Consider the following 13,716-nt stretch of genomic DNA (forward strand, 5'->3'; position numbering starts at 1 on the left):
TGTATTACTTGCTTAGACTACATTGGCGAAATAGTGTGCTTCTTATCTATATCGTGTTCGTGTTTTCCTTCTAGTTGACGCAATGCTCGTCGCAAAATAATCCGGGTTTGGTTTGGCTCAATAACAGCATCGAGATAACCTTGTTCAGCTGCTGTATATGGGCTAGTCATATTCTGATCATAGAAATCCATAAATAGCTTCTTAGCGGCAGCACGCTGCTCAGGATCATCAATTGCTTCAAGTGCTTTACCTTGAATCATCACAGACGCTGCGGCGGCACCCATCACAGCAATCTGTGCGGTTGGCCAAGCCAAGTTAATATCACCAGTTAAGTTTTTTGATCCCATAACCGCATAAGCGCCACCATAAGCTTTGCGAACAATCAGCGATATTTTCGGAACAGTGGCTTCAACAAGTGCAAAGGCAAGTTTAGCTCCGCGGTGAATCAAGCCAACTTTTTCTTGATCCACGCCAGGTAAATAACCTGGCGTATCTACGACAAAAAGCAGTGGAATATTGTAGGCATCGCAAATACGAATAAAACGCGCTGCTTTATCTGCAGCGTCTGCATCAATACAGCCGGCAAATTCCAATGGTTGGCTGGCAATAACACCAACACTGCGGCCGTCGATACGCGCCAAAGTGGTAATAATATTAGGCGCGTAATTAGGCTGAATTTCTTGCAGATCATCGTCGTCAAAGATTTTGCTTAACAGATCATGCATGTCATAGCCAGCATTAGAATCATCTGGCATAAATGTATCCAGTTCTGCAGCATGAGCTACTTCTTCATCTGTTGGAGCAGCAAAAACTGGCAACGGATCGTTGCATGTTAATGGTAGTCGATCAAGTAAATCGTGTACCCAGTTAAAAGCATCTTCCTCATCACTAGCAACATAAGATACGTTACCGTTAAGCTCCTGTTGACGCGCACTACCGAGTTCCGCGGAAGTAATAACCTCACCAGTAACTTCCTTAATCACTGCCGGGCCGGTGACATACATTTCAGCCTCGCCATCAACAGCCACCACAAAGTCAGTAGTTACCGGAGCATACACAGCACCACCAGCAGATTTACCCATCATGATAGAAATCTGTGGACTACGACCAGATAAAGGCAACTGCCGACGAGCAATCTCTGAATACATTGCCAACGATGTCACAGCATCTTGAATACGTGCGCCACCAGAATCTTGAATACCAATAACCGGACAACCGATTTTGATAGCCATATCCATAATTTCACAGACTTTACGACCAAAGGTTAACCCAACTGAGCCACCAAAAACCGTTTTATCGTGTGCATAGATAGCCACCGGACGCCCATCGATACGTCCATAACCAGTTACAACACCATCAGTATATGGTGCATCCGGGTTATCAGGCATACGTCCTAGCGCGCCAATCTCAACAAAAGAACCTGGATCAAGCAATCTATTAATGCGCTGACGAGGGGTTGTTCTACCTGCCTCATCACGACGCTGACGTGCTCTTTCGCTGCCGGGGTCTTGTGCTTTCTCAAGACGCGCGCGAAGATCTGCCAGCTTTTCTGCTGTGGTATTCAAGCTCACTAGATCCACCTTTTATTGGACTTGGTTTCCTATTTCTTGTCTTGTAGTTCGTTAATTCGCTTAGTTAGCGCCATACCTACTTTACCGATTTCCGGCTCATCCGGGACAGCAAGATGATCACCGGAAAGATGAACAATATCCAGCTCTTCAACGATACTCGACCAACCACCATCTTCGGCAATTTCTGCATAGGCTGGTTCCAATTCAATCGCGCCATCGTGCATACGTTCTGCGCGGAATAAGATAACCGGAACTTTCACATCTGCCCACCGTTGCATATCTAGTGAATCGAGAATTCGATTATCAACAAATGATGCGCGCTGGTGCTCAAGAACTCCTGCCGCCAAACCATGCTCTGAAGCATCGGTATTTGCTAAGAACTCACTCATCATAGTCAATAACGCTTCTTCGCCTGCGGTCTCAAGGAGTTCAAATGGAACCGGCAAATCCAAACCATAGGTCTTCTTTGCGAAAGCAGAATAACGTTGCCAACGCTTTTTTGTCTCTTCCATAGTGTTTGGAATTGGATTCTTTGGTTGCACTGTGTCCAACAATGCGATTGTTGCAACCTCTACATCGGTATCCTGAAGCTGGTAGGCGACCTCATATGCCAAGGCACCACCAAAACTCCAACCACCTAAAATCACTGGTAAACCATCAGAATACTGTTTTATTTCATCAATGTACTGGCTTGCACGATCAGATAAATCACCTTCGAGCCGTTCAACGCCATACACCGGCACCTCAGCTGGTAAACGGCGCATCAACGGCTGATAGACCACCGAAGAACCACCAGCTGGATGGAACATAAAAACGGCAGGTGCAGTAGAACCTTCAGGGCGGGCACGTAAAACACGAATATTGCCCTCTACTTCGGTTTCTAAACCTGCACGCACCAAAGTAGCCAATGGCTCCAAAGTCTCAGCCTCAAGAACCTGTGCAAGGCTAATTTCTACGTTCGATCGCTCACTTAATCGCTGGGCAATCTGCTCGGCAGTTACTTCATCAATATTAGGAAGCTGACTTGTTACCCCAGCAGCTGCTGCACCAGTAATTCCTGCCCAGGTAGCAAACACAAGCCGCTCTGAAGCATCCCGTGGTGCTACGCCTACGCCTTGTGTCTCAGAAGATTTTTCTTTCGTCGATAAGAATTGACCATCCTGTTTATGCTCACTATCAGTGCGTACATCCAAATCTTGCTCACTTATAGCACTGTTATTGGCCTTAGGATTACTGCTACGGTCGCTGACTAATTCTTCGACAAGAACTACAACATCAGCTACCGAAGCATCACGTAACGCTTGTACCTGCAAGGGCGGAATCTGGAAGTCATGCTCAATACGATTTTTAATCCGCATTCCCATCAATGAATCCAAACCAAGATCGATCAATGGCAATTCACGAGGAAGATCCTCAACGTCGTAGCCCATGGCCTCAGAAACAATCGCACGCATACGAGCTTCAACAGTTTCGCCACTTGCTGGATCCCATTGCAGAGATTCACCAACAATATCTAGTGGTGCTTCTACTAAAGGCGCTTCCACTATTGTCTTCTCTGGCACAGATAAATTTAACTGAGCCGAAGCTGCAAAACCTTCTGCAACCAGAATGGTTTTATCACCAATAACTGAGTAAACAGAAACACTAAGACCACCCACATTGCGTTGTGCAACTGTAGTCACCTCACCCGAAGGCGGCAAAGTCCCCGGTTCTTCAATCGCAACTAAAGATGCACCGGGAGAAAGTGCTTCTACTGCAGCCTCAATAAGGGCAACAGATGATGGTGCCACTTCTGCTTGAGTGGTAAAAGCAGTACTACCACCTGGCAAAGTAACCTTTGTTCCTGGTAACGACGGAGCCTGTCCAGAAGCAGGACGAGCGTTAGTCCAATAACGCTGTTTACGCCACTGAATCCCTGGAGCATTAATGACCTCACCACTGCCATATATCTGCATGAAATCAATGTCCGCACCAGAAACATACATTTTTGCTAACAGATCACGAATTGTGGCCGTTTCAGATTCTTTACGCTTGAGTGCATACAACAACTGCGCATCTGATTTACCAACACTAAATGCAGTACTCATCATGCCCATCAGCGATACTGGATTAGGTGAGATTTCTACTAGCATGGTGTGCCCTGCAGCAAATGCCTGCTCAGTAGCATCTTGGAACCACACTGCTTGACGGGTACACCGCAACCAATAGTCACTATCATGCACTACTGATCCTATTGGATAAACGACGCCACGATCAACGGAGCTAAACAACGGTATCTGCAATGGTTTTGGCTCAATACCAGCGGTTTCTGCAGCCAATTCTCCTAATAAAGGTTCAACTGCACTTGTATGCCCAGCGCCTTTCACATTAAGTAAGCGAGCAAATTTTTCTTCGCTTTCTAATTTTTCAACAAGCCGTACCACTGCCTCACGCGGGCCACCAACTGTGGTCATACCAGGCCCAGCGTAAACTGCTGGCTCGATACCAGCGAAATCTGGATTCTCAGCAATAAAATCATCAAGATCTGTGACTGAGAATTCGACTACGGCCATAGCACCTAACTGGTCTTCGGTTAAAGAATTCTCTCCTTCACCCATGAGCCGAGAACGATGGCAAGCAATAAGCATTGCGTCTTTATCGCTGAGGCCACCGGCAGCATATGCAGCCGCAATCTCCCCCATAGACATGCCCATCACAGCAGCAGGTTTTGCCCCACATTGGGCTAGCAAATCCGTCAGTGCAATTTGAATAGCTGTAATTGCTACCTGTGCAGTCTCAGTGCCATAGGTTTGTTCGTCATCAAGCACCAGATTAAGAATTGACCAGTCAGATTCAAATTCAACTATCTGATCAAGTTCTTCTAAGCGTCGTCTAAAGAACTCAGAGGTACTTACAAGTTCTTTCACCATTTTGCGATGTTGTGAACCAAAACCTGAATATACAAAAACCGGCCCTTGAGTTGATGGAGCATCTGCTGAAGAAATACCAACCGATACTTTTCCTTCAGAAACCTGACGCAAACGCTTGATAGCATCTACCACAGTATCTGCCTGAACAACTGCACGAGAACGACCATGATTACGTCTAGCTAAGCTACGTGCAATCGGAACAAGATCTTTATCTACACGACCTTCTAAAAAGTCAGCCAAAGCAGCGGCAGCATCTCGACGACGCGAGGGCAATAAACCAGAAACTGGCAATGCTACCGCGTTAGCATCAGCAAGTTGTGGCAGTACAGCTGTTGCTGCACCGTACTCAGCTTCGTCGAAAGAACTTAGCACCATGTGTGCATTTGTTCCGCCGAAACCAAAACCTGACACACCAGCAATTTTCTTACCCGAATATTCTGGCCATTCCCGTGGGTCTTCAATTACTTCTAAACGCTGTGTATCAAAGTCAACATAACGGTTAGGGCTGGTGAAGTTTAATGATGCCGGCAGAATATTGTTTTGCATTGCCAGCACAGTTTTAATCAAACCGGCAGCACCGGCAGCAGATTCTGTATGCCCGAAATTCGTCTTAGCAGAACCAAGAAGAATTGGTTCATACGCTTCACGTCCTGCGCCGAGTACCGTGCCTAAAGCAGTTGCTTCAATGGGATCACCTAAAATAGTGCCTGTACCATGAGCTTCAATGTAATCGACTGTGCGTGGGTCGACTCCAGCATCAGCATACGCACGTTGTAAAACGTCAACCTGTGCATCAGGGTTCGGCGCCGTAAGACCATTAGAATGCCCATCGGAATTTACCGCTGAACCTTTGATTACCGCCAAAATATTATCGCCATCATGCAAAGCATCATCAACGCGTTTTAAGATAAGCACACCCGCTCCATCAGAGCGAACAAAACCATCCGCGTCATCAGAGAATGCATGGATCTTTCCGGTAGGACTAAAAACCCCTAACTCACCAAAAGCAGTAGAAACAAATGGTGCTGCCATAATATTAACGCCACCAGCTACTGCAAGATCGGCATCACCTGCACGCAATGCTCGCACTGCCTGGTGCACACTAACTATCGAGGATGAACACGCTGTATCAACAGCGACAGAAGGTCCACGAAAATCAAATGCATATGAAATACGGTTAGCCACAATTGAACTTGCATTACCAGTAAGAGCATACGGGTGCGATTCTGCGGGATCCCCAGTGATTAAAGAGCCATAATCATTATTTGATAGTCCCATGAAAACGCCAACTGGTTTTCCACGTAACGTATTCGCCGGGATATGAGCATGTTCTAATGCCTCCCAGGTTAGCTCCATAACAAGGCGCTGCTGTGGATCGATATTGACAGTTTCTAGTGGGCTAAGTCCAAAAAACTCAGCGTCGAAAGAAGAAATATCTTTAAAATAGCCACCAGTAAAATCAAGCGCTGCCATGCGCTGTGTAGTTATTTCATCTGCAGAATATTCACTCCAGCGTCCTAGCGGAAGTGGCGTTATACCATCTCTGCTTTCCACTAACATTGACCACATCTCATCGATGTTGTCTGCTCCAGGATATTTCGCGGCCATACCAACGATGGCAATATCATGTGTCCCTAGTGTCATTGCTGAACTATGTGAAACAAATGATTGGGTTACTGCTTCAGTTGATCGCTGTGGCTCGCCATCGATAAGACGCTTCGCCATCGAAGCAATAGTTGGGTACTCATATGCAATGGTTGCATCAAGTTGAGTATCTAAAAGGTTTTCTAACTCACCTGATAGAAGCACAACATCTCGGGAAGAAAGACCGAAAGATTGCATTGGTTTATCGTCTGCAATCTCCTCTTCTGGAAGACCCGTTGTCTGAATGATCCACGTACGTAGCCACTCACGTAGTTCATCGACAGTCATGGTCTTATCCGTAGTGTTCTGGGAGGAATCCATTCCGGTTGCGCTCTCAATCTTGGACTATTGATTCTGTTTCACTTGCTCGTAAAAATACAAACACCGTGCCAGTAATCAACAGCCATCGGGGTAGTCTTCATAAAATTTATAGAATTTGTTCTATTTTATATCGCAGAGCACAGCTAATTTGTTTCACTCGCGCATACAATTTCGCTGTTCTGAGACAAAGTTTTCTAATTTCTATCGCACATAACACCGTTTTTTCTGCAAAGTCACCACATAGTAAAAGCCGCTCACATTAAGTGAACGGCTCTTTCACCTTAGAACTATAATAAATTACTCACCAAGGTAGCGCTTCTTGTTCACCCGACGAGCAATCTTGCCAGAAGATGAACGTGCAATAGTATCTGGTGCAGAGATACGAATATCAACTGGCACAACACCGTGTGCTTCACTTACCGCAGCACGAATTGCCTCAATTGCTGCGGCGTCACCTGATTCATCTGCTTCCAAAGAACGTTCAGCAAGGATAACAAGCTTTTCAACATCATCGCCTTCAATAGCAAACGCTGCTACAGCTGCATCACGAATATGCGCACTGGCATTATCTACAGTGAATTCAATATCCTGCGGATAGTGGTTGCGGCCAGCAATAATGATGAGATCTTTGAGACGACCCGTAATATACACTTCGTTATCTACAATGACAGCAAGGTCTCCAGATGCCATCCAACGATTATCTTCTGGCGCACCTTCTGCACGAGAATTTTCTGGCAATCGGTTTACTAGAGTGTTTCGGAAAGTCTCAAAAGTATCTTCAGGACGATCTAAATAACCAGCTGCAGTGTTTTCACCATGCGTCCACAGCTCACCAACAAAACCGTCGGCAAGCTCAGAACGTGTTTCAGCATCAACGATCACAAGATTTTGTGGCTGAACAACCTGGCCGCACGAAGCAATCGCCACCGAATTTTCATTCTTCTCCACCACTACAGCACGTCCCTCAGCGAGAGCATCACGGTCAAAGTGAGTAATCAACGGTCGATTCTCAGTCTGCGAAGTAGTAACTAACAATGAAGCTTCTGCCAAACCATAGGATGGTCTGATTGCATTAACTGGCAAACCATACGGTTCAAATACCCCAATAAAAAAGTTCACAGCTTTTTCAGTTACTGGTTCTGAACCTACAATCAACCCTGCTAACGCAGATAGATCAAGCTCTTCATCTTTTTCTGGCTTTGCATAACGAGCTGCTAGTTCTAAAGCAAAGTTAGGGACAACAGCATAAATATTTGTATCTGTTTCACGACGGCTCAATTGCTTAATCCAACGACTAGGCTGCTGGATAAAATCACGTGGTGCCATAAGTTCCCACTCAAGTCCTAATAAGGTAACAAAAGTTGCCAAAATTATGCCCATATCATGGTGAAGTGGCAGCCAAGTAACCAAACGCAAGGGTGCTTGAAGTTGAGCCGCAGTAAAAATCTGCAAAACGTTAGTCACAATTGAACGATTCGTAAGAATTACACCCGCTGGGACACGAGTCGAACCAGAGGTGTATTGCAAGAAAGCTGTCATATCAGCAGGAACCGCGTTTGCTTGAGCCACAATACGGCGTCCTGCTTCAGTAGCCAATGGATTCTCGTAACTTGTAGCAAGACTATCTGGCAAAGAATCAACACTTAAAATACGTGGTCGATCTGCAGCAGGAACCTCAGCAAAGAATTTACGTACAGCACCAGCTGAGGCCGAATTAGTTAGTACGACCTTAGGTCGAGAATCACCAATAACGGCAGTGAGATGATCTGCGTGACCTGGCTCAGTCGGATCATAGAGCGGAATGGGTACCATGCCGGCATACAGTGCGCCAATAAAACCAAAAATGTACTCTGGTGAATTGTTAGCCAAAATTAAAACGCGATCAGAAACATTGCCAATCTGTTGTAATCTGGCAGCAATTACTTTAATACGAGTGTTGATTTCTTGACGAGTAAAGTCTTTCGCTTCACCATCGCGTGACGAAGAATAGTCCCAAAAACGTAAAGCATGTCGATCAGCTTCTCCGCTGCCAAGGTCTGCTTGATACAAAAGCTCACCCATACCAGCAAGTGTCAACATCGGTGGAATAGCGATCTGGCCTTTTTCATTAAAAAACTGACCAATTGCCTTATTGATGTCCATCTATTCTCCTTAAACGGTAACCACTGAGCACAGGTGAAACTAAACTTTTCCGGCACTAGAATTCATTGCACTCATCTAGTAACTACATCGCTTTTCGCATTCTTTTTATTACTTTTTCGTAAACAAAATGAACGTTTATTAAAACATACTTGCCGCGCTTGGCTAAGCCACACTATCATTTCACTTTTTGATGCACGGCGTACCGATTCTTGGGGAAACGATACTTTTAGCGATTAATAAGATCTTTCGCCCAATCAACAACCCATAGGTTTGTCGTTGTTCCAGGAATAACATTGGGATTAGTTGCATACATTGCATGCACACCATTGGCTCCGACAAGAGCTTGTGCTCTAGCGAAAGCATCTGTTACTGCTACTGGAGCATCACAGACAGAGTCATCCGGTGCACAAATTTCAAACACTCGATCATTTAAAGTACCAAATCCGCCAGGGCGTTCACCACGCATAGTGGCACCAGGCACAACGGCTTGAACAATACCGTTTAATGGTTGTAGCGCAATCTCAGCGCCGACACCTACAGTAGGGTTTCCAACTGTCTGGCCCACACCATTCAGTTTTCGACCATCAGCTATTAGAGCGACACCTCTAATACGCTCGGCTGGAATAACTCCTGCCCCGGTACCAATCGAGTTTGCAACATCTCCAGCAATAACTGCCCCCTGTGAAAAACCAGCAATAATAAAATCGGTCAACGGACATTCAGCATGAACCGTAACCATTTCTGTTTCCATAGTGGTTCGGCCTTCTTCACGAGAAGCGTCATAAGTCATCTCATGTAAGGCATTAATGTTTCGAAACTGCGCAGTATACGGCAGTGTCCATACCTTTACATCATCTGCTGAGTATTGCTCTTGTAGCGGTCTGGTAATACTCAACATAAATGATGCCGGATTTGCACTTGGGTTAATAGGATCATCTGTCGCAGAAGATTCCCATGTTCCTGGGGCAGAAATAAATTCCACATCCGGGCACCACTCAGGCTGTACTGGTTCCTCCTGAGCATGATTTTCTTCTGTTTGCTCAGGTATCAAAGGGGTATCCGAATTTAACCAACGAGCAACACCGGTAACAATAAGTACTAATACTGCCACCGTGGAAATGATCAGGAGAATTTTTTTCATATCTTCTAGCAGTACGCTTTCTTTGCAGAGGTTTCAATGAGAGAAACTAATTCCGCGTGCTCAAGGGTAGTTTTTCCTTGCTCAATAAGTTGCCCAGCTACTGCTTTCACGGTCGCCGGTGCTAGTGGATTATCAGTATTGGTACACACAATATTTGCAGTACCAATCAACTGATTTTCCACATCCGAAATATCAACGCCCTTACCAGAAAGTTCATCAAGAAAAACTTGATCTTGCTTACTCAATTGAACTTGTTGGCTAGGAATCGCGGTAATCTCTTGAGCCGCGCGATCTTTAGGCTGAGAGTTATCTGACTCATTTGAATGAGAGCGCGCAGTCTCCATTGCTGAAGCACTAGCACTTGCCGATGCAGTAGCAGACTGGCTGGTCTGATTTTTCGGTTCTCTGCTTAGCGGAGCAATAGTGGTGTCAGTGGAATCGTCAACAGTTGCTCCACCACAAGCAGTAAGCGTTAACGTGCTAAAAAGAACTAGCGCGACCACGCTTTTCGGCATCATCACTTTTTCTCCTCGACGATATGACCATTAAGCTGTGAAATCTTTCCATGCTCAAAATCAATGGTCTCGCCGCCAGCAGGAATTACGGATTGATCAGTGGTTGGCCAACCATATTCACCACGTTCCCAAGACTTTTCGCCCCAGGCATCAAAAATAGCACCGTAGTAAATGATGTGCGCACCAGTCTTTGCAGACCAATAAACATTCCCGTGCTCGAACTGCTGGAAAGCCCCTCCATCAATAATAATTTCATTTGATGTCGGATAACCTAACCGAGAATTAGCAGTATCTACTGAACCGTACTTCTTTGCAATCTCACCGCGAACCCAGAAATTCTTCTTATCAGCAGTTCGCACAACATAACCATTTTGGAATTGCTGCACTAACCCACCGTTGATCTCTTTAGCCTCAGCAATAGGATAACCTAAATCGCCATTTTCCCACTTCAGGTCACCCCACGCATGAAGAATGTCTGCTGGAACCGCAATAGCACCGGTTGCTGGGGTCCAATAAATATTACCGTTTTGGAATGATACGAAGAAGCCGCCCTTAGCCAACGGAATCTCAGTTGAGGTTGGGAACCCTAACCACGAATTTGCCGAACCCATTTCTGAGTATCGTGCGCCAATGCGTCCATAAAGGCCATAGGCGCCAGTTGCATGTGACCAGTATGCACGGCCTCCCTGGAAGTCTTGCGCACGGCCACCATTCATATCGTATTCATTAGTGGTACAGGAACTTAACTTATCAATGCCTGGAGCACTAGCGATTGCACCGCCCACGGAGCAGTCAGCACCACGATCTTCTCGTGATAATCCTAATGCGTTAGCCATATCTGGCCATGCCTGGCTAAGCTCATACTGCCAATAAGGCCAATCATGCACGCCGGACGGACGAAATACTGATTTCACCTCAACGCCAGCATTTCTTGCTGAGTTAACAAAAGTTTGCGTAGTCATACGCGAAAGTACTTCGAGTCCTATGCCTGCTGCGTTAGCAGCTCCACGAGCAACAGAGTTTGCCTCACCATAGTCATCACGGCCTGATCCAGCAGAAACATACACAGACATATTCTTCAATGCCTCGATCCCTAGTTTAGGATCGTGATCAATCCATGACTGCGAACCAAAATCGCCCCACATGGCATTGGCATTATAACCACCTGCATCAGATTGAGCAGCAGCAATAGCCTGCGGCATGCCTATGCTCGTAGTATCCAAATATCCAGAGAAAGAACCAACGAATTTAAACAAACTCGGATGGTGTTCTGCAAGGTTGATTGCAGCTGTTCCACCCATCGATAAGCCAAATATTGCTCGATCATCATTTGTCCGATAGCCGTTGCGCAGAACTGGAATGAGTTCGTCGATAAGGAAAGTTTCCCATTTGTAATTCTTACCATTATCAGGGCGTTGCCAATCGGCGTAAAAAGAAGATTCACCGCCGATAGGAAGGATGACATTAACATTCTTATCGGCAAATTGCTGCTCGATATTTGTGTTAATAGTCCAACCGCTTTCTTTGTCAATGGCACGAAGACCATCCAAAGCCCATACGGCTGGGAAATTACGTTGTGGCGATGAATGCCAATCACGCGCTAGTAACATCTGTACTTGAATTGGCTCACCTGGCATTGCCGCAGAATTAATAAAGAGCGCAATACGACGGTCAGAGAGCCACTCAACACGGTTCAGCGAAACTCCCGCTGGCAAACCAGCAATAGTTGGATACTCGGTACGTACCGGGCTACGTTGAATAGCCTCGTTATCAAGATAATCAGTCATACCGCTTAAAATGCTTGAGCCAGAAGAGCCCTGAGCGGTAGAGGTGGCTGGGATAACTACGGCACCGAGTGCGATTGCGGTCGGTACAGCAGCGGCAGCAAGCCAGAGGGAACCACGCTTTTTAGAACGAGGTGCGGTGTCGCGCATACTTCAGTCCTTCATAAAAATGTTAAGTGTAAAAGAATATCCAAACAGCATCGACCAACACTGCGTTTCCGAAGGTTCCCCTCCCCCGGAAAGAGTGCTATTTGCTTAAATATGTCAATTTTAGATTATGGCACTGCAATAAAAGCACGATAGAAATCCATATGTGGGTATCGATCTCCTCGTGAGTCAATGCATAGCTCCCTCAAGTTTAAGTACAACTTGAGACTTTTGGAAGAGACACACCGCAACAATATGACTCAAATCTATCTTTAGTCACTCTATTTATCACTAAATAACAAAAGGCCTAACCTTCTACATGAAGGTTAGGCCTTTCAAGAATCAAATTATATCGTTTTTTACCAAGCGTTCATCACGTCAAGGATTCGACCACGCGACATATCTAGCTGGTAGTTAAATTGCAGCCAATTATGAATACCGGTGATTGGATAATTCACAGTTGGGTGAACACCAGTCGCACGTGCCTTAACTTCCCATAAAACAGTGGTGTACCTAGAAATCCATTCAAGAATTGAACCAGTAATAATATCCTGTGGACGATAGGAAGCTATGTCAGGACCAGCTGGCAAGCCATTACCGGCCGAGATATAAACGTCCGTATTACGCAAAGCAGCCATATTTAAGAAAGGGTCATTCTGGTAACGAACCGGATTAAAAATACTGCCATACATCGAATTGACGTTAAAGCCCCCGATTTCCCATAAAGCTATGCGAAGCAACGTCTGCATACCAGGGTGAGTCATAGTTAAATAACCGGAATAACTCAATGCTTGGCGGAACTGATCTGTGTGGCGAGCAGCCAAATTAAGAGCTGCAGTACCCCCCATAGACAATCCCGCAATAGAATTATTATTGCGTGCGACACCAAAGTTAGACTCCAAATAAGCTGGAAGTTCTGCGGTAAGGAATGTCTCCCACTTATAATTCACACTGTCAGAAGAATATGTTGCCGGTGCAATCCAATCGGCATAGAAAGAGCCTGCACCACCGACCGGCATAACTAAGGTGAGGTTATTATCCACGAACTTAGCCGGCGCATTAGTATCAACTGTCCACGCATTAGCATGCTCAGTTGCGCGCGCGCCATCAAGAAGGTACAAAGCAGCATTGCCACCGCGCTGTGCCGGTTGAATCTGGACGGTAATGTTTCGATTCATCGCTGATGAATAAACATCACAACGCTGAACCCAAAAACCAACTCCATCCCATTCGCATGCGCCAGTGGAGTCCGCCCGTAACCAATCGCGATTAGCGGCCTGAGCTATTCCGCCGCCTGCAACCATCAAGCCAGTAGCACACGCAAAAGCAGTGACTGTCGCGGCCACTTTCTTCGTCGCAGTCTTACACCGAGAAACGAAGGTCATAATTCTCCTTGGTGATCTTTCACGGGCAGCAGATTTTTGCACCCAACATCGGTCACTAATTTATATCGGTTAGATAAACTTCAGCGTTACACACCGTAATATGAGAAGCTTCCAAACCAATTATCAGTTCAAAATCTGTCTTATTGTACCCATATTC

The 13,716-nt window shown here is 45.8% G+C and carries 7 protein-coding genes; all 7 read right to left on the reverse strand.

The annotated features are described in order from the left end of the window. Positions 1 to 17: 17 nt before the first annotated feature. Entirely contained in the window at positions 18 to 1,571 is a 1,554-nt protein-coding gene (locus tag UL82_RS09690) for an acyl-CoA carboxylase subunit beta (protein ID WP_046440702.1), read from the reverse strand. A 29-nt stretch (positions 1,572 to 1,600) separates the two neighbouring features. Continuing rightward, entirely contained in the window at positions 1,601 to 6,445 is a 4,845-nt protein-coding gene (gene pks13 / locus UL82_RS09695) for a polyketide synthase Pks13 (protein ID WP_046440704.1), read from the reverse strand. A gap of 297 nt (positions 6,446 to 6,742) precedes the next feature. Further along, positions 6,743 to 8,587, reverse strand: coding sequence for a FadD32-like long-chain-fatty-acid--AMP ligase (locus UL82_RS09700; RefSeq protein WP_046440705.1), 1,845 nt, complete (start codon positions 8,585 to 8,587; stop codon positions 6,743 to 6,745). A 226-nt stretch (positions 8,588 to 8,813) separates the two neighbouring features. Then, positions 8,814 to 9,728, reverse strand: coding sequence for a cutinase family protein (locus tag UL82_RS09705; RefSeq protein WP_046440707.1), 915 nt, complete (start codon positions 9,726 to 9,728; stop codon positions 8,814 to 8,816). 5 nt (positions 9,729 to 9,733) lie between these two features. Next, entirely contained in the window at positions 9,734 to 10,249 is a 516-nt protein-coding gene (locus tag UL82_RS09710; protein ID WP_126316572.1) for a DUF732 domain-containing protein, read from the reverse strand. Next, entirely contained in the window at positions 10,246 to 12,177 is a 1,932-nt protein-coding gene (locus UL82_RS09715) for an alpha/beta hydrolase-fold protein (RefSeq protein WP_046440711.1), read from the reverse strand. The genes UL82_RS09710 and UL82_RS09715 overlap by 4 nt, the downstream gene beginning before the upstream one ends. Positions 12,178 to 12,533: 356 nt before the next feature. Next, the gene (locus UL82_RS09720; RefSeq protein ID WP_046440713.1) at positions 12,534 to 13,559 is read right to left on the reverse strand and encodes an alpha/beta hydrolase; all 1,026 of its coding nucleotides are present in this window, start codon (positions 13,557 to 13,559) and stop codon (positions 12,534 to 12,536) included. Between the last annotated feature and the right edge of the window lie 157 nt (positions 13,560 to 13,716).

This window comes from Corynebacterium kutscheri (genome assembly GCF_000980835.1).
GTDB lineage: Bacteria > Actinomycetota > Actinomycetes > Mycobacteriales > Mycobacteriaceae > Corynebacterium > Corynebacterium kutscheri.